The 17,723-nt window shown below is 73.9% G+C and carries 16 protein-coding genes; 7 read left to right on the top strand and 9 right to left on the bottom strand.

Translation table 11 applies throughout. The features are described from left to right. Positions 1-9: 9 nt before the first annotated feature. From ACIRNI_RS19180 to ACIRNI_RS19160, 5 genes are all read right to left on the bottom strand, one after another. A complete protein-coding gene (locus ACIRNI_RS19180; protein WP_403552568.1) occupies positions 10-912 on the bottom strand; it encodes an ABC transporter ATP-binding protein in 903 nt (300 codons plus the stop codon). Next, entirely contained in the window at positions 909-1,703 is a 795-nt protein-coding gene (locus ACIRNI_RS19175; RefSeq protein WP_403552567.1) for a hypothetical protein, read from the bottom strand. The genes ACIRNI_RS19180 and ACIRNI_RS19175 overlap by 4 nt, the downstream gene beginning before the upstream one ends. Further along, the gene (locus tag ACIRNI_RS19170) at positions 1,700-2,380 is read right to left on the bottom strand and encodes a hypothetical protein (protein ID WP_403552566.1); all 681 of its coding nucleotides are present in this window, start codon (positions 2,378-2,380) and stop codon (positions 1,700-1,702) included. The genes ACIRNI_RS19175 and ACIRNI_RS19170 overlap by 4 nt, the downstream gene beginning before the upstream one ends. 182 nt (positions 2,381-2,562) lie before the next feature. Further along, positions 2,563-3,579: a hypothetical protein gene (locus tag ACIRNI_RS19165; RefSeq protein ID WP_403552565.1), complete on the bottom strand. Its 1,017-nt coding sequence runs from the start codon at positions 3,577-3,579 to the stop codon at positions 2,563-2,565. Further along, positions 3,576-4,133: an RNA polymerase sigma factor gene (locus ACIRNI_RS19160; protein WP_403552564.1), complete on the bottom strand. Its 558-nt coding sequence runs from the start codon at positions 4,131-4,133 to the stop codon at positions 3,576-3,578. Before ACIRNI_RS19160 ends, ACIRNI_RS19165 begins: the two co-directional genes overlap by 4 nt. 243 nt (positions 4,134-4,376) lie before the next feature. Here ACIRNI_RS19160 and ACIRNI_RS19155 point away from each other — a divergent pair, with 243 nt between their 5' ends. From ACIRNI_RS19155 to ACIRNI_RS19125, 7 genes are all read left to right on the top strand, one after another. Continuing rightward, complete coding sequence (locus tag ACIRNI_RS19155) at positions 4,377-4,547, top strand: gallidermin/nisin family lantibiotic (RefSeq protein WP_355364373.1); 171 nt, start codon at positions 4,377-4,379, stop codon at positions 4,545-4,547. A gap of 97 nt (positions 4,548-4,644) precedes the next feature. Beyond that, a complete protein-coding gene (locus ACIRNI_RS19150) occupies positions 4,645-7,884 on the top strand; it encodes a lantibiotic dehydratase (protein WP_403552563.1) in 3,240 nt (1,079 codons plus the stop codon). Beyond that, the gene (locus ACIRNI_RS19145) at positions 7,881-9,227 is read left to right on the top strand and encodes a lanthionine synthetase C family protein (RefSeq protein ID WP_403552562.1); all 1,347 of its coding nucleotides are present in this window, start codon (positions 7,881-7,883) and stop codon (positions 9,225-9,227) included. The genes ACIRNI_RS19150 and ACIRNI_RS19145 overlap by 4 nt, the downstream gene beginning before the upstream one ends. Further along, a complete protein-coding gene (locus ACIRNI_RS19140) occupies positions 9,224-10,177 on the top strand; it encodes an ABC transporter ATP-binding protein (protein ID WP_403552561.1) in 954 nt (317 codons plus the stop codon). The genes ACIRNI_RS19145 and ACIRNI_RS19140 overlap by 4 nt, the downstream gene beginning before the upstream one ends. After that, a complete protein-coding gene (locus tag ACIRNI_RS19135; RefSeq protein ID WP_403552560.1) occupies positions 10,174-10,953 on the top strand; it encodes an ABC transporter permease in 780 nt (259 codons plus the stop codon). Before ACIRNI_RS19140 ends, ACIRNI_RS19135 begins: the two co-directional genes overlap by 4 nt. Then, positions 10,950-12,170 (top strand): DUF6895 family protein, encoded by a 1,221-nt coding sequence (locus ACIRNI_RS19130; protein WP_403552559.1) that lies wholly within the window; start codon positions 10,950-10,952, stop codon positions 12,168-12,170. Before ACIRNI_RS19135 ends, ACIRNI_RS19130 begins: the two co-directional genes overlap by 4 nt. A 97-nt stretch (positions 12,171-12,267) precedes the next feature. After that, positions 12,268-13,662, top strand: a complete 1,395-nt coding sequence (locus tag ACIRNI_RS19125; protein ID WP_403552558.1) for a vanadium-dependent haloperoxidase — start codon at positions 12,268-12,270, stop codon at positions 13,660-13,662. A gap of 27 nt (positions 13,663-13,689) precedes the next feature. On the opposite strand, the gene ACIRNI_RS19120 is transcribed toward ACIRNI_RS19125, so the two are convergent. The 4 genes from ACIRNI_RS19120 to ACIRNI_RS19105 form a co-directional block, all read right to left on the bottom strand. Next, positions 13,690-14,547: a cytochrome c biogenesis CcdA family protein gene (locus ACIRNI_RS19120; protein WP_403552557.1), complete on the bottom strand. Its 858-nt coding sequence runs from the start codon at positions 14,545-14,547 to the stop codon at positions 13,690-13,692. A gap of 7 nt (positions 14,548-14,554) precedes the next feature. Then, positions 14,555-15,139: a redoxin domain-containing protein gene (locus tag ACIRNI_RS19115; RefSeq protein WP_403552556.1), complete on the bottom strand. Its 585-nt coding sequence runs from the start codon at positions 15,137-15,139 to the stop codon at positions 14,555-14,557. Positions 15,140-15,210: 71 nt separating this feature from the next. Then, a complete protein-coding gene (gene polX, locus ACIRNI_RS19110) occupies positions 15,211-16,944 on the bottom strand; it encodes a DNA polymerase/3'-5' exonuclease PolX (RefSeq protein WP_403552555.1) in 1,734 nt (577 codons plus the stop codon). Positions 16,945-16,971: 27 nt separating this feature from the next. Next, complete coding sequence (locus ACIRNI_RS19105) at positions 16,972-17,481, bottom strand: phospholipase (RefSeq protein ID WP_403552554.1); 510 nt, start codon at positions 17,479-17,481, stop codon at positions 16,972-16,974. Positions 17,482-17,723: the final 242 nt, after the last annotated feature.

Below are 17,723 nucleotides of genomic sequence, written 5' to 3'. Positions count from 1 at the left end.
GTTGCTGCCTCACTGTCGGAGTGTGCTGGTGGGGTGGTGGGTGGCGCCGTCGGCGGCGAGGAGGGCGGCGTAGCCGTCTTCGAGTGAGGGCTCGACGGGGCGTGCTCCGGCGGGCGGTGTGGTGGTGACGATGCGGTATTCGGTGCCTTCGGCGGTGGTGACGGCGCTGACCACTTCAGCGCCGGGGGGTGGGCCGCCGGCACCGGTGGCGCGGGTGAGGTAGGTGCAGCCGGCGGCTTGGCTGACGAGGGCGGTGGTGGTGTCGTGGAAGACGAGCCGGCCGGTGGAGAGGACGGCTACTTCGGGGCAGGTTTGGGCGACGTCGTCGAGGATGTGGGTGGAGAGGAGGACCGTGCGGCCGCGGCCGAGTCCGGCGAGGAGGGTGCGGAAGCGCATGCGTTCGTGCGGGTCGAGGCCGGTGGTGGGTTCGTCGACGATGAGGACGGTGGGGTTGCCCATGAGGGCTTGGGCGATGCCGACGCGGCGTTTCATGCCGCCGGAGAATCCGGCGAGTCGTTCGCGGGCGCGGTCTTGGAGGCCGACTTCGGCGATGTGCTCGTCGACTTGTCGGCGGCGCTCGCGTTTGTCGTGGATGCCTTTGAGGACGCCGATGTAGTCGAGGAATTCGCGGGTGGTGAGGTCGGGGTAGAGGGCGAGCTCTTGCGGGAGGTAGCCGAGGGTGCGTTTGACGGCGGTGAGGCCGGCGCTGGTGGACAGGTCGTGTCCGGCGACGGTGACGCGCCCGGAGGTGGGGCGCAGGACTCCGGTGAGGATGCGCAGGAGGGTGGTTTTGCCCGCGCCGTTGGCGCCGAGGAGTCCGACGGTGCCGCTGTCGATGTGGAGGTCGACGGCGTCGAGGGCACGGCGGCCGCCTGGATGGATTTTGGTGAGCTGCTCGGTGGTGATGTTCATGATGCTCCGTGGTGTTTGGCGCGGGCGACGAGGTGTCCCAGTGCGTAGCAGACGGCGGCCATGGCCAGGACGAGGGCGATGTTCAGCAGGGCGGTGGTGTCGCTGACGGCGGGGCGCAGCGCGCCGGTGCCCTGCCGGGTCGCCCACACCTGCGGCGCGTGTGCCCACGCCACCAGGGCGTAGCCGCCGAGCGGTGACAGGACGGTTCCGGTCGCTGTGGGGAGCGGTGAGAAGGTCGGGGGGAAGTGACAGGCCCATAGCCACAGTACGACCGTGACGGCGCGGGCGGCGGCCACTGGCAGGAGTACGCCGAGGAGTCCGGCGAGGGCGGTGACGAGGAGCGCGGCGGGGAGCACGGCGGTGGTCAGGGCGACGGCGGCGGAGCCGAGTGGGGTGAGGGTTCCGCTGGTGGCCGAGACGACGGTGGCGTAGAGGAGGAAGAGGGCGGCGATGGGGCCGAGGGCGGTGAGGAGGGGGCCGGCGAGGGTTCCGGTGGTGCGTGGGAGGGGGCGCGCCGGGGTGGCGGCGAGTAGTTCGGGCATGCCGCGGGCTTCGATGTCGCGGCGGAGGCGGTCGGCGAGGGCGAGGCCGACGCCGAGGGTGCAGAGGGTGTTGACGAGGACGGCGGCGGCGCCGGTGCGGGCGGCGGGGTCGCCGTGTCCGGTGACGACGGGTGAGGTGGCGGCGAGCAGCAGGCTCAGCAGGGCGAGCGGCAGGACGGCGCCCCAGACGACTTTGCGGCGGGCGGCCATGAGGGCCTCGTACCGCAGGGTCCACAGCAGTGCGGTCATGCTCCCTCCCGGGTGCCGAGGTGCGATTCGTGCGGTCCGTGCGGTCCGTGCGGTCCGTGCGGTCCTGTGGTGGGGCGGAGGTGGGCGCCGGTGTGTCCGCCGGGGCCGAGGGCGCGCAGCGCGAGGGCGGTGAGCCAGGCCCCGGCGAGCAGCGCGGGCACGGCCTGCGCGGCTCCGTCGGGTACGACGCGGTCGACCAGCAGGAGTTTGGCGAGGACGGCCGCGACGACGAGGCCGGTGGCGGGGGCGGCGGAGCCGGTCCGAACGGTCGCCCAGACGGCGGCGCCGCTCAGCAGGGCGGTGAGCCCGGCCAGTTCGAGCAGGGTGGGCACGGGGTCGAGGTCCCGGCCGGTGGTCGCGAGGAGGCTCACCAGCGCGACGGCGGCGAACGCGGTGACGGTGGCGGGCCAGGCGAGGCGGCGGGCGACGGTGCGTGCGTACGGCGTGGGCAGGGAGAGGTGCAGTTCGAGCAGGGGCTCGCGGGCGACGATCGCCGCGCTGGCGAGTGCGGTGGCGGCGGGCAGCGCGGTGGTGAGCAGGGCGCGTCCGAGGAGCGCGCCGCCGCCGGGGCCGGTGGCCATCGCCGCGTACGCGAGGAGGGCGGCCAGCAGGGGCAGGGCGTACGCCTGCCTCCCGCAGCGGCGCACCTCGTGGGTCCACCACGTCGCAGCGGTCATGTCGGCTCCTCCCGTTTTCGGCTCCCGCTCAGGGGTGCCGGCCGTGCGTGGTGTACCGCCGCCCGGCGGCGGCTACCGGGATGCCGGCCGAAAGCGGCGGTACACCCTGTACGTAGCGGTGCGGCCTGGGGTGGTTCACGGCCGGCGCGGAAGAATTCGCCGACGTGTGCGGGCCGCCGGAGCTACGACGGCTGTGTGCCCGTGGCGCCGAAGGAGCGCATGGCGGTGGCGGCCCAGGCGAGGAGGGCGGCGGCCGCGAGGAGGGTCCACGGGGTGGTGGACAGGAGGATGTCGAGCAGGCCGTCGAAGGGGGTGGCGAGGATGCCCTGGGGTCCGCCGAACACTCCGAGCATCCAGAGGGTGGCGCCGGATGCCGCGCCGACGGCCGGTGAGTGGCGGACGGCGAGGGCGAGGGCGAGGGAGGCGGCGAGCAGGGCTTCGCCGAGCCAGCTGGAGACCACGGGCCACCATCCTGGCCCGTCGACGAGGGCGGAGCAGGCCATGGCGAGGGTCACGTCGACGGCGAGCACCACGGTGAGGCGGGCGAGGAACACGGCGGCGGGCGGCACGGGGAGGGTGAAGAGCAGCTCGCGGCGGGGGTCCCGACCGGGTGAGGCGACCATCAGCGCGCCGAACATCACCAGCAGGACGGCCACGGCGCCGAAGAGCCGTACGGCGAAACGGTCCGGTACGTGCGTGGACGCGAGGAGGGCGGCTCCGACGAATCCGGCGGCGCTGAGGGGTGCCCAGAGGCTGGGCATCAGTGTGGCTTGTCTGACGGCGAGTTGCCATGCGGTGCGCCAGGGGCGGGCGACGCCGGGGGTGCGGACCTGGGGCTTGGCCGGGGGCTGGGGCTGGGCCGGGGAGTGGGCCGGGGCCTCGGTGAGGCCGTTGAGGTCCGTGGTGCCGGCGGGGCGGGTGAGGTCGGCGAGGGCGGGGCCGAGCAGGGTGTCGAAGGGGGGCGGGGTGGGGGCGGCTTCGGCGTGGGTGGTTGCTTCGGCCGGGGTTTCGGTGATGCGTACCGCCGCTCCGATGTCCTGCCAGATGGCGAGGCGGGTTCGGCAGTCGGGGCAGTGCGCCATGTGCGTGTGGTGGGGGGTGGTGTGGTCGGGGTGGGGTGTGGGGGTGGCGGCGAGGCGCGCCAGGACGTCGTCGGTGAGGTGTTCGGTGGTGTGGTGGGGGTGGTGGTGGTCGGTCATCGTCGTCCCGTTCCTTCCAGCCGCGTGGCGGCGAGCATGCTGCCCAGCCGCCTTCGCGCGTGGGACATCCGGCTTTTGACGGTACCCACGGGGATGGCGAGCACGGTGGCCACTTCGGGGTAGGGCAGTTCTTCGATGAGGACGAGTGCGAGCACTTCGCGGAGGTGTTCGGGGAGGGCGCGTACGGCTGCGGCGAGTTCGGTGCGTTCGGCTTCTTTCAGGATCTGGTCCTCCACGCTGGGTGCGGGGTCGGGGACGTCCTGGGCTTCGGCGATGTCGGTGAGTTGTGGGCGGGATCTGCGGAGCTGGTTGTGGGCTTGGCGTCTGGCGACGCCGAGGAGCCACCCGCGCACGCTGGAGTCGCCCCGGAAGCCGCTCGCCGAGCGCCATACGGCGAACCATGCCTCTTGGAGGATCTCCTCGGAGACTCCCTGGTCGGAGGTGAGCCTGCGGATGAGGCGGAGCATGGCGGCGGCATGCCGCTCGTAGAGGGCGCGGAGGGCGGTTTGGTCGCCGCGGGCCACGGCGGTCAGCAGAGCTTCGTCCGAACACACATCACGTACGTATCCAGAACTGACTCATCGGTTCACGGTCCCGTGCCACCGAATTGATGTACGACCGGAAACCGATGTGCGCGCGATCGCGGTGCGGCCGTCCCGTCATGGCCGTCCTGCCAGCGAACTGCCAGGACTGCCAAGCCGGGCGGAAGCCATTGAACGGGCATCACGCGGCGTGATTCCGTGAGGCACCGGATCGCGATCCACGAACATCCATTCGGTTTCACGGAGGAGTTCAGCATGGGAATCAACACCCCTGCTCAGTCGCAGAACGACGGAAACCTGTTCGACCTCGACCTGGAGATCGGCGTGGAGCAGTCCGTCGCCGGCCCGGCCATCACGAGCATCTCCTACTGCACCCCGGGCTGCACCAGCGAGGGCGGCGGCTCCGGCTGCAGCCACTGCTGCTGAACCGCAACCGCGACGCGTCCGTGGGGCCGGGGCCGGCGACTGCCCGCCCCGGTCCCACGGGCGTTCAGGTCCGTTCGGAGGAGGAGAGGGGAGACCCGTGGGGGAAGCGGCACCGGAGACACCGCCGACACGACCGACACCGCCGGCACCGCCGGCACGACCGGCACTGTTCGAGGCGAAGGACGTCTTCCTGTACCGGGCCCCGCTGGCCCCGGGGACGGCCGGGACCGGCGGGACCGGCGACGGTCCCCCGGACCTCGGCGCGTGCGCCGCGGTGCTCGACCGCGCCGCCGCCGATCCGCTGCTCGCCGAGGCGCTCGAACTCGCCTCCCCCAGCCTGAGCGCCCTCGTCCGCCGCGTCGCCGCGCACGGGCCCGCGGGCGTCAAGGCGGCCCGGCTGCGCCGGGCCGCGCTCGCGGTGGCGCGCTACGACATCAGGATGCGCACCCGCCCCACGCCCTTCGGGCTGTTCGCGGGCGTGGCGGCCGGGCACTTCGACTCGACGGCCAAGGCGGCGCGCGGCACGGCCCACCTCACCCGCACGCACGTCGACCTGCAGTGGCTCACGCGGGTCGTCCACCGCCTGGAGCGCGACCCGGCCGTCCTCGCCGCGCTGACCGTCCAGGCGCACCAGGCCCTCGCCGTACGCGGGGACCGTCTGGTCCTCACCGCACCCTCCAACCAGGGCGTACGGCTCCCGGAGACCGGCGAGGGCCGCTCCACGGTGTCGGTGCGGCACACACCGGTCGTCGCGCGGGCGGTGGCCGGGGCGGTGGCGCCGGTGCCGTACGAGGAGCTCGTGCCGCACACCGCCCAGGGGTTCCCCGGGGCACCGGTCGAGCGGATCCGGGGGCTGCTGGCGGAGCTGGTGCGCCAGGAGATCCTCGTCACCGCGCTGCGCCCGCCCCTGGACGGTGGCGACCCGCTGCACCATGTGCTCGGGCTGCTCGCGACCGTGCGGGGCCCGTCCGCCGAGACGCGCCGCGTCCACGAGGGCCTGCTGGCGGTCGAGCGCGAGCGGCACGCGTACGACGACCGCCCCGTCGGCGCGGGTCACGCCGAGCTGACCCGGCTGCTGGCGACGGCGCGGGCGGTGGAGCCGGACGACACGCCCCTGCACGTCGACACCCGGCTCGACGCCGCACTGCACCTCCCGTACTCCGTACGGGAGGTGGTCGAGCGGGCCACCGAGGTGATGTGGCGGCTGTCCCGGCCCAAGCTCGGGCTGTTCGCGCTGCGCGACTACCACCGCCGCTTCCTCGACGTGTACGGCGCCGACCGCCTGGTGCCGGTCCTGGAGCTCGTCGACGAGTCGACCGGGCTCGGGGCTCCGGCCGGTTACGGCTGGCCCAACAGCGAGGCGGCGCCCGTGGAGCCGCACGATCCGCGCTCCGCGCGCCGGGACCGTGCGATGGCGCGGCTGGTGGCGGGCGCGCTGCGCGCCGGGCGGCGCGAGGTCGTCCTGGCCGACGAGGACCTGGCGGAGCTGCGTCACGAGCACGTGGGCCCCGACGATCCCGCCGAACTGCCGAGTTCGTGCGAGGTGACCGTCCAGGTGGTGGCCCCGTCGGTGGAGGCGCTGGACGACGGGGAGTTCCGGGTCTTCCTGGCGCCGTCGCCCGGGTCGCACCGCGCCGGGTCGACCTTCGCGCGCTTCGCGGACATGGACCCGGTCTGGCGCGCGGAGTTCGCGGCGCTGCACCGTGACGATCCGGTGCACGTCGCGGGGGCGGTCCCGGTGGACCTGGCGTTCCGGCCCCGCTCGGGCCGGGCGGCGAACCTGGCGCACACCGTCCCGGCCACCGGCCGCCGCATCGGCGTCGGCGTGCCCGACGTGCCGGGCGGCGGGGTCGAGGAGCTGCGGCTCGCCGACATCGGCATCGGGGCGACGCTGGAGCGGCTGACCGCCGTGCACCTGCCCACGGGCCGCGAGATCGTCCCGGTCCTCGGCAACATGGTGAGCGCCCCGGCCCAGGCGCCCAACGCCGTACGGCTGCTGTGGGAGATCGGCCTGGAGGGGCAGCGGCTGTGGGAGCCGTGGAACTGGGGCACGCTCGCCGACGCGCCGTTCGTGCCGCGCGTGCGGTACGGGAGGTTCGTCCTGGCGCCGGCCGTGTGGCGGCTCGACGCGCTGCGGGACCCGGCGGGCGGGGACTGGTCGCGCGCGGTGGCCGATTGGCGCGCCACCTGGGACGTGCCGCGCCGGGTCCTGGCCGTCACGGCGGACCAGCGGCTGCTGCTGGACCTGGACGACGCGTTCCACCGGGAGCTGCTGCGGGACCAGGTCGCCCGTCACCCGGACCTGATCGCGCAGGAGGTGCCGGGCGAGTACGAGGGGTGGCTGGACAGCCCGCTGGCCGGGCATCTGGCGGAGCTGGTGGTGCCGTTGACGCGCCGCGACGCGGAGGGGCAGCGCCGCCGCCCGTACGCGGGGAGCCACCAGCCCGCGCGGACCGTGCACGGCCTGGGCGGCGAGTGGCTGTACCTGAAGCTGTACGGCTCGGCGCGGACGCAGGACGACCTGCTGCGGGACCACGTCCCCGAGCTGGTCGCGACGGCGGCCGGGCACGGCGCCGACGGCTGGTTCTTCATCCGCTACACCGACGAGGGCGGCCACCACCTGCGGCTGCGGTTGCACGGCCCCGACCCGGCGCGGCTGTGGGGCGAGGGGGCCCCGGCCGTGGGGGCGCTGCTGGCGCGGTGGCGGGAGCGGGGGCTGGTACGCGGGCACGCCCTGGCCGCGTACGACCCGGAGGTGGAGCGGTACGGCGGTCCGGCCGCGCAGCGGCTCGCGGAGCGGGTCTTCCAGTGCGACAGCGAGGCGGCGCTCGCGCTGTTGCGACTGGCGAAGGACCCGGCCAACGCGTACGGCGTCGACGACCTGGCCGTCCTCTCCTGCGCCGCGCTGGCGCACGCCTTCGGGCCTCCGGACCCCGGTCATCCGCTCCTCGCGGAGGACTGCGGCGACGACGCGGCGGCGGCCTGGCTGTCGATGACCGGCGGGCGCCGCGACCTGCCGCCCGCGTACCGGGGCCGCGCCGCGCACTGGCGCCGTACGGTCGATCCGTACGGCGGCTGGCCCGGGCTCACCGGGGACCGGGACCCGGCGGGTGCGGGCGCGCTGGACGCGCTGCGCCCGCGTGACGAGGCCGTACGGGAGCTGGCCCGTGTCGTACGGGAGGCGGGCGGCACGCCGGAGGGGCGGGTCGTGGGCAGCCTGCTGCACATGGTCTGCAACCGGCTCTTCGGCGGGGAGAGCGCCCGCGAGCTGACCGTGCTGGGGATCGCCCGGGGCGCGGTGCAGGATCACCTCAACCGCCGGAGGCACCGGTCATGACGACAGCGGTCCGTACGGCCCAGGCCGTGGAGCTGGTGGCGGAGCGGCTCGCCGACCCCGACCGGGTGGCGGCGGTCGCCTCGCGCGACGACAACCGGGACCCGGTGTACGACGCGGTGATGTGGGGGCCGTTGACGCTCGCCAACGGCCTGCCCGGGACCGCGCTGCTGTACGGCGAGCTCGCGCGCGCCGACGAGGCGTGGCGGCCGGTGGCGCACCGGCATCTGGCGGCGGCCGGGCGGGCGATGGCCACGGCGCCGAGCCGGGGGCTGTTCTCCGGTCCGGCCGCGCTGCTGGCCGCCGCGCAGACCTGCGCCGGTCCGGAGGGGCATTACGCCGGGCTGCGCCGGAAGCTGGCCGCCTGGCTGGCCGAGGACCAGCTGGACCGGCTGGCGGTGTTCCGAACGCGTACCGGCCCGGGCGTGGACTGGGCGGCGTACGACCTGATCAACGGCCTCTCCGGGACGACCCGGTTGCTGCTGGACGCGGCGGCCGATCCGGCGGAGGCCTCGCCCGCCGTCGAGTCGGCGCTGACCGAGTCGCTGCGGCACCTGGTGCGCCTGACCAAGCCGGTGCGGGTGGACGGGCACGAGGTGCCGGGGTGGTGGGTGCCACCGGAGTTGCAGGTCAGTGAGCGGGACCGGCGCGACTATCCGCGCGGTGACCTCAACCTCGGGATGGCGCACGGCATCGCGGGCCCGCTGGCGGTGCTCTGTTCGGCGTACGAGGCGGGGCGCGACGTAGACGAATTGCGCGAGGCCGTCGAGCGGATCGCCAACTGGCTGCTGGGCTGGACGCTTCGCGATGAGGCGGGGCCGTACTGGCCGGCGCGCGCAGGGCTGGAGTACGAGGTGGCGGAGCGGCGCCCGAACGCGCTGTTCACGCGGACGGCGTGGTGTTACGGCACTCCGGGTGTGGCCGCGGCGTTGGTGCGGGCAGGGCGGGCGATGGAGCGGCCGGAGTGGTGCGCGGCGGCCGTCGAGGGGCTGCGTGCGGCGCTGCGGCGCGACGAGGCGCTGTGGGCGATCGAGGGCGCGACGGTGTGCCATGGCTACGCGGGCCTGCTGCGGATCGTGGCGCGGGCCGCGGCGATGACGGGTGACGCGGAGCTGGCGGCGGGGCGGGAGCGGCTCGTGGACAAGGTGCTCGCGTGTGCCGAGGAGGAGGCGCCGTTCGGCTTCCGGCATCTGATGCGCTTTCCGGCGGCGGCGCGTTCGCCGGTGCCGCACCGGGCCGTGGACACGGCGGGGATGCTGGAGGGCGCGGCGGGCGTGGCGCTGTCGTTGTTGCCCGTCGAGGACGGCGTACCGCTGCCGTGGGACCGCACGCTGGGGCTCGCGTGAGTGCCGTGAGGGCGGCGGAGGTGAGCGGGACGGGCGGCGGAGCGCCGGCGTTCGAGCTGGCCGACGTGGTGGTGCGCCACGGCCGGGTGACCGCCGTGCACGGTGTGTCGATGGCTTCTCCCCCGGGCCGGATCACGGCGCTGCTCGGGCCCAATGGCGCGGGCAAGTCCAGTCTGCTGGGCGTGTTGTCGACGGCGGCGCGGCCCGACGCCGGGACGGTGCGGATCTTCGGGCACGACGTGCGCGAGGCGCCGATGGCGGCGCGGCGGCGCCTGGGGCTGGTGTTCCAGGAGCGGACGCTGGACAAGGAGCTGTCGGTGGAGCGGAATCTGTGGTTCCATGCGCGGCTGTTCGGGATGCGGCGGGCGGACGCGCGGGAGCGGATCGCGCTGCTGCTGGAGCTGTTCGAGCTGGTGGACCGGCGCCGTCAGCCGGTGGAGGAGCTGTCCGGCGGGCTGGCCCGGCGGGTGGAGATCGCCCGTGCCCTGCTGCACCGGCCCGGTCTGATCGTCCTGGACGAGCCGACCAACGGCCTGGACCCTGCCGCGCGCGCGACCGTCTGGGCGGACCTGCTGCGGCTGCGCGCCGAGCTGGGCGTGACCGTGCTGTTCGCGACGCACTACATGGACGAGGCGGAGTACGCCGACGAGATCGTCATCCTGCGGGCCGGCCGGGTCGTGCGCCGCGGCGGTGTGGCCGAGCTGAAGAGCAGTCTGGAGGCGTCGCGGATCGTGGTGAGCTGTGCTGACGAGGAGGCGGCGGTGCGGCAGTTGCGGACGGCGGGCTTCGAGCCGCTGGTCGAGCCGGGCGGGGTGGCGGTGCACTGCGCCGATCCCGAGGCGCGGATCGCCGCGGTGGTGCGGGCCCTGGACGTGCCGGGGCTGACCGTGTCCGTGCGCCATCCGTCCATGAACGACGTGTACGTGGCGGCGGCGGGGAGTGCGTCGTGAGGGCCGTGACGGCGGGGCCTTCGCTCGCCGCGATCGGTGTCATCGCCCACCGCGATCTGCTGCGCCAGGTGAAGCGGCCGGGTGTGCTGTTCAGCCAGGCCGTGCAGATCCTGTTCTTCGTGCTGGTGTACGCGGTCGGCTTCGACGGCATGATCGGCTCGGTCGGCGCGGCGGGCGCCGAGCCCGTGCCGTTCAGCGCGTACGTCTTCCCGGGCATCATCGCGATCCAGGTGGTGTCCATCGGGGTGGCGTCCGGCCAGTCGTACGCGTGGGACCGGGAGTTCGGGGTGTTGCGCGAGTTGCTGGTGGCGCCGGTGCCACGCGTGTGCCTGCCGTTGGGGAAGGTGGTGGCGGGGGCCGGGACGGTGACCGTGCAGAGCGTGCTGATGCTCGCGTTCGCGCCGCTGATGGGTGTGGAGCTGACGCCCGGGCGGTTCGTGGCGGCGGTGGGGTGTTACGCGCTGGCCGCGACCGTGTTCAGCGTCATCGGGCTGTGCCTGGCGACCGTGATCACGCGGATGCAGACGCTTCAGGCGACGGTGCAGCTGGCCATGTTCCCGATGCTGTTCCTGTCGGGCTCGGTCTTCAGCGCCGAGGACGCGCCGCGGTGGCTGGCGTGGGTGATGTACGCCAACCCGATGACGTACGCCGTCGACCTGGCCCGGCAGACGCTGCTGGGCGGGGGCGGGCTGCTGCCGTGGTGGGCGGATCTGGGCGTGCTGGGCGGGGTCCTGGTGGTGGTGCTGGCGCTGCTGCGGGTGCGGAGCGGGCGGTGAGCGCGGGGCCGGGACCGGCGGACCGGCGGGTGCTCGCGGGGGCGCTGCGCTGGGTGGAGGCGAACCTGGAGTGGTTCGCGCCGGGCCGCTGGGAGGAGTTCCTGCCGCGGCGGCCGTTCCGGCCGGGGCCGCTGCTGGAGTTGCTGGGCCTGGTGCGGGTGCTGGACCGGGCGGGGGTGGTGGCGAAGGACGCGCCGCTCGCGCGGCGGGCGCTGGACCTGGCGGAGGACGCCGCCGGGGAGGCGGAGTTCGCGCGGGGGCTGCGCCGCGGTGACGAGCTGTTTCCGTACCACCTGAACCTGGTGGCGCTGTTGGAGGTGCTGGGCCGGCCGCAGCCGCGGTTGCGTGCGGTGTGCGGGGAGCTGCTGGCGGCGGACGCGGGGGGCCACTGCCGCGCGTACAAGCCGGTGCTGGGGCGGCTGGAGCTGCGGTACTTCGCCGACCGGGGCGGCTTCACGGCCCCGGCCCGGCTGCCGGACCTGGGGACGCTGTACCGGGGGAGCGTCGCGGCGCTGGACCCGGACGTGCTCCAGCTGACGGCGAGCGAGACGTACGCCCTGACGCACGCGCTGTTCTACGCCACGGACTTCGCCCGCCGCCGGGACCTGCTCGGCGGGGCCGGGGAGGTGGCGCGGCTGCGCGGGACGGTGCGGGTGCTGCTGGGCGCGCAGCTGGTGCGCGGGGGCCTGGACCTGCTGGCGGAGCTGCTGCTGTGCGACACGGCGCTGGAGCACCCGCCGGGGGCCGGGCCCGCAGGGGCCACCGGTGACGCGCTCGTGTACGACGCGTGGGCCGCGCTGGCGGAGGCGGCCCGTCCGGACGGCGCGGTGCCGAGCCCGGTGCACCGCGCGGAGGTGTGGGCCGGTCTGGACGGCGCCAAGGCGGCGGCGTACGTCTTCGGGACCTGCTACCACACGACGCTGGCCGCGGCCCTGGCCGCCGCCGTCCGGTCCGGGCCCGTTCCGGTCGAGCGGCCGCCGGGACCGCCGCCGCTGCCCCAGGCGGAGCCGCGGGACGTCGCCCGCTGGGCGGGCGAGGTGTCCGGGGCGGCCGGACCGGAGGTGTGGGCGCCGCTGCTGGCGGCGGGTGTCCAGCGGCGGGATACGGAGGTCGTGGCCGCCGCGCTGGCCGCTGCCCAGGGGCTCGGCCACGGTGACGATCCGCTGGTGGGCGCGGCGGCGGCGCTGCTGGCCGCGTGGGCGGGAGCCGGACCTTGAGGTGGCCGAAACCGGTCATTCCGCAGGCCGGTCGCGTGCGGATGTGTACCGCGGGTAGCACCTGACGCGACATCGCCTCGCCGAAAGGATCAGCACCGTGACCTCACGCCGCCGTACCCACCGAAGACGCGTCGTCGCCTTCGCCGTCGCGCTGGCCGCGGCCGCCGGGACCTCGGTCGCGCTGCCGCCGCAGCACGCGGTCGCCGCTCCCCCGAACTACACCGGTGACCCGGTGCACTACTGGAACGACGTGCTCCTCCAGCTCATGCGCACGCGCGGCGGCGCCCCCGGCCCGCTGGCCCGTGCCGCCGCGATGCTGAACGCCGCGATGTACGACGCGGAGAGCTCCTACCGCCTCCGCTGGCACCGGATGACCTCGGAGCCGTACATCGCCGCCTCGAACTACGCGGCCTGGAACGAGGGCCCGGGCGAGGAGGAGCGGGTGGTGGGGCGCACCGCCTACAACGTCCTGCTGGACCTCTTCCCCGAGCAGAAGGCGTACCTGAACAGCACGTTCACGCAGCGCTTCGGGACGCAGCCGACCGACTTCGACCTGCTGGACACCACGGTGGTCAACCAGATGGTGACCCAGCTGCGCAACGCCCGCGCCGGTGACAAGGCCGACGACCAGCGGGTGTACACGGCGGAGGGGGTGCCCGGCGCGTGGCGGCCGACCAGCTACCCGGACCTGCCCGACCCCGGCTGCGACCAGGCGAGCGAGGCGGCCACGCCGCGCTGGGGCGAGGTGAAGCCGTTCGCGCTCACCTCCGGCGCGCAGTTCCGGCCGCCGACGCCGGGCATGTACGGCACGTACGAGAAGATGCTGGCGAGCCCCGCGTACAAGAGCCAGGTCGACACGGTGCGGCGGCTGGGCGCGGCGGACTCGGCGGAGCGGACGACCGACCAGACGGCGATCGCCTGGTTCTGGGCGAACGACCTCGACGGCACGTACAAGCCGCCGGGGCAGCTGCTCCAGCACACCAAGGAGGTCGCGCAGGCGCGCGGCCTGAACACGTACCAGAACGCGCGGCTGTTCGCGCTGGTGTCGATCGCCATGGCCGACGCGGCGATCGCTGAGTGGGACGTGAAGTACCTGACGACGATCGACCTGTGGCGGCCGGTGTCCGCGATCCGGGAGGGGGGTCTCGACCCGGCGTGGAAGCCGCTGTCGGCCAACCGGGCGGGGGTGAACACCACGCCGTGCTTCCCGGCATGGGCGTCGGGCCACGCGGCGTTCGCGGGCGCGTGGGCCGGGATCATGAAACGTTTCTTCGATGGTGACGGGGTCTCTTTCAGCCTGACGACCGAGGATCCGCACGCGCCCGTGCGGACGCGGTCGTACACCAGTTTCAGCCAGGCGGCGCGGGAGAACGCCGACAGCCGCGTGTATCTGGGCGTCCACTACCCGTGGGACGCGACGGACGGGCTGAAGCTCGGCGAGGACATCGCCGAGCACGTCTTCACCACGAAGCTGAAGGCGATCCCGTCCTGACGGCCCCGCCGAGGGGTGAGGTGCCGCTCACCCCTCGGCGGCGGTACGGCTGCGGCGACGGCGCCGCAACACAAGTGCGGTCACCACCAGCAGCCCCAGGACGGCCGCCACCACCGGTACGCCGATGCCGTCGAGGGCGTCGGCGATCGTTCCCTGCACCACTCCCGCCGCGTCGACCACCGGGTCGTCGGCGGCGCCGCCGCGCAGGACGCGGATCTCGTACCAGCCGTAGTACGCCACATAGGCACCGACCAGGAGCAGCAGGGCCCCGCCGAGGCGGGAGGCGGCCGCGCCCAGCTTGCGCAGCCCGCTGACGCGGGTGGTGCGGGTGAGGGCCACCGTGAGGGCGGCGGCGCCGACGATGGCGCCCATGCCGGCGGCGTACGAGGCGAAGAGCAGCGTGCCCTCGGCGGTCGAGCCGCTGCGGAAGGCGGAAACGACGATCGCGAGGAACGGCGCGATGGTGCAGCCGAGCGAGGCGATGGCGTACGCGGCGCCGAACAGGGCCATCGAGGGCAGCGAGCGCGTGACGCCGGGCGCCCGGCGGATCTTCGGCAGCATCGCCGGGAGCGTACGGCCGGCCAGCAGCCAGCCGCCGACGAGCGCGAGGACGACGCCGAACACGACGGTGAACCAGGGCAGGTGCTCCTGCACCTGGCCGGCGACCGGGGCGACGGCGAGGCCGAAGAGGGCGAAGACGGCGGTGAAGCCGGCGGTCAGCCCGGCGGTGGCGACCAGGGCGCGGCCGACGGCGGCCGTGCGGGTGGGTGTGTCGTCGCCGAGGACGAGGAGGGAGAGGTAGGCGGGGAGCAGGGCGAAGCCGCAGGGGTTGACGGCGGCGAGCATGCCCGCGGACAGGGCGAGAGCGAAGGGCAGGTCGGTCATCAGTGGGTCAGCCGACGAGCTTCGCGACCTTGTCGGCGAGTCCCTCGCCGCCGGGGAGCGACCCGGAGAAGGTGGTCTTGCCGTCCTTGTCGAGGACGACGTACACGCTCTGCTGCGTGACCTCGAACTTCTTCCAGATGTCGCCCATCTCGTCGGAGAGCTGCGGGAAGGCGTCCACCTTGTTCCGGGTCACGAAGTCCTTCATGGCGGCCTGCTTGTCGAGCCCGGCGACGCCCACGACGTTGGCCTTGCCGACGTACTCGGCGGCGACCTTGGCGGTTTCGGCGGACTGGGCCTTGCACTTGGGGCACCAGGGGGCCCAGAACCACAGGACGGTGGGCTTGCCGGCCAGGCTCGTACCATCGAAGGGCTTGCCGTCGACGGTGGTGCCGGTGAAGCGGAGGGCTTCGGGGGCGCTGGGGCTGGTGGTGCTTTCGGTGGTGCTGCCGGCGGTGCCTCCGGTGGTGGCGCTGCTGGTGGCCGGGGCGGCCGGTGGCTTGTCCGCCGACGGCTGCGTGTCGCCGCCGCAGCCGGTCAGGGCCAGAGCGGCGGCAGCGGCGAGGACAGTGGCGGCGAGGGACTGGGCGCGCATGGTGAACTCCTGTACGGGAAAGGGAGCTTCACCGTAGGCGCGGAGAGGTCCGTTCGGGCGGGTCGGCGGCCTTACGAAACGGTGACGCCACTGCCGCGCAGGAAGCGGCGCAGCCTGGTCAGCGGCCAGGTGTTGACGACGTCGTCCTTGGTGAGCCAGCCGCGCTGTGCCGTGCCGATGCCGTAGCGCAGGTAGGGCAGGTGCGTGACGGCGTGGGCGTCGGAGTTCACGGCGAACTTCACGCCGTACCGCTTGGCCCGCAGGATGTCCTCGTCGCGGAGGTCGAGGCGGTTGGGGTGGGCGTTGATCTCCAGGGCGGTGCCGGTGCGGGCGCAGGCTTCGAAGACCGCGTCGAAGTCGGCGTCGATGGGCGGGCGTCTGCCGAGCTGCCGGGTGGTGGGGTGGCCGAGGACGGCGATGTGCGGGTTCTCGCAGGCGCGGACGAGCCGGCGGGTCTGGGCCTGGCGGCCGAGGGTGAAGTGCGAGTGGACGGAGGCCACGCACAGGTCGAAGCCGGCGAGGAAGTCGTCGGGCCAGTCGACGGTGCCCTCGGGGCCGATGTTGAGCTCGGTGCCGTGCAGGAGGCGCATGCCGTGGTGGGCGCGGTCCAGTGCGCGTACGCGTTCGCGCTGGGCGAGGATCTTCTCCTTGGTCATGCGCTGCATGGCGAGGTCGGGGGCGTGGTCGGTGACCGCGTAGTAGGCGTAGCCGCGCTCGGCGGCAGCGGCGACCATGTCCTCCAGCGGCGCGAGGCCGTCGGTGAGGTCGGTGTGGGTGTGCAGGTCGCCCTTGATGTCGCGTTCCTGGACGAGGTCCGGGAGGTCGCCGCGCAGTCCGGCGGCGATCTCGCCGCGGTCCTCGCGCAGGGTGGGCGGGATCCAGGGCAGGCCGAGGCGGGCGTAGATGTCCTCCTCCGTCTCGGAGGTGATCTTCTTGCCGCTCTTGGCGTCGAAGAGGCCGTACTCGGAGAGTTTGAGCTTGTGGCGCACGGCGATCTCGCGGGTGCGGATGTTGTGCGCCTTGGAGCCGGTGAAGTACTGCAGGCCCGCGCCCCAGGAGTCCGGGGGCAGGACGCGGACGTCGATCTGGAGGCCCTTGGTGGTGCGGAGGGAGGTCTTCTTCTCGCCGTGCGCGATGATCTCCGCGGTGTACGGGAGGCCGGCGAGGGCCTCCATGAACGGCGCGGACCGCTCGGCGGCCACCAGGACGTCGATGTCGCCGATGGTCTCGCGCATGCGGCGCAGTGACCCGGCGTAGCAGCAGCCGGCGCAGCCGGTGATGCGGGACAGCTCGGCGACGATCTGCTCGGCGGTGTCCATGGCGGCGTCGAGGAGGATGCGGTCGCCGGCCTTCTGCAGCAGGGCGATGCCGTGGAGGATGTTCTCCTCGGTCTTCTCGCCGAAGCCCTTCAGGTCGCGCAGCCGCTCGTGGTGGAGGGCGTCGAGGAGCTGGTCGACGGAGGAGACGCCCAGCTCCTCGTAGAGCACGATGGCCTTCCTGGGGCCGAGCCCGGGGATGGTGATCAGCTCGCGGACGCCGGCGGGGATGGCGTCGCGGCGCTCCTCGATGGCGGGGACGTGACCGGAGGCGAGGTACTCGGTGATCTTGTCGGCGATGGACTTGCCGACGTTGGGGATCTCGCGCAGTTGCTTGGCGTCGAGCGTGGAGACGTCCCGGTGGTACCCGCCGACGGCGCGGGCGGCCTTCTCGTAGGCGCGCGCCTTGAAGGCGTCGCCTCCGGTGATCGCGATGAGGTCGGCGTACTCCTGGAGCAGCGCCTGGACCTCGTCGTTGACTCGGGCCATGACTCCAGGATGCGACGGCCGGGCGGGTCAGGCGAGGGGGGAGCCGTGGGGCGCCACGGACGGCCCCGAGGACCTGCCGCCGACGACGACCGCCTGGTAGTAGATCCAGGCGACGCCCTGGCAGCGGGTGCGCAGGGAGGCGGAGTACGTCGCGCAGACGCGGTTCATGTCGGCGTGGAAGGCCTTGTCGAGGCGGGGCTTGTTGGCCGGGAAGGCGCCGGCCGCCTTGTAGTTGCGGTAGCCGAAGTCGTGGCGCGCGCAGGCGTCCTTGAACGGGAAACCGAGCGGGTTCTCGGGCGCGCCGGAGCAGTAGTCCGTCGTCCAGTCGAACGCGTACGCCCGCCAGGCGGCCTGGTTCCTGCGGGCGGCGTCCCAGGCCTGGTAGCTGCTCAGCTCGGGCTGGGTCCAGGCCTGGAGCACCTGGGGTTTGTCCGCCGGGACCGCCACCGCGTCGGCGGCGGGCAGGAGGGCGGCGGGGACGGCGAGGACGACCGCGGCGAGCGGTCCGGCGAAGGGACCGGCGAGGCGACGGCGCATGGGGGCCTCCGAGTGGGGGACCGGCGGGCCCGGAGGTATCCGGCTGAGTGGAGCTTCACCGGCGTGGCCGGGCGTTGAACCTCGGTGGCGAGTTGACGCCACGTCAGTGCCGAGGCGGCGTAAGTGTGTTCGCCGCGAGGGCCGGTCCTAGGCCGTGTCCGGAAAGTCGATCGCTCGTTGCTCTGTTCGTGGTACGTCGGCATGAATTGACGGATGAGTCGTGGGCGTTGATCGCTCCGTTG

Source organism: Streptomyces sp. NPDC093546, assembly GCF_044765045.1.
Taxonomy (GTDB): domain Bacteria; phylum Actinomycetota; class Actinomycetes; order Streptomycetales; family Streptomycetaceae; genus Streptomyces.
Note: the sequence above shows the minus strand (reverse complement) of the source record. Positions and strands in the feature narration are given on the sequence as shown.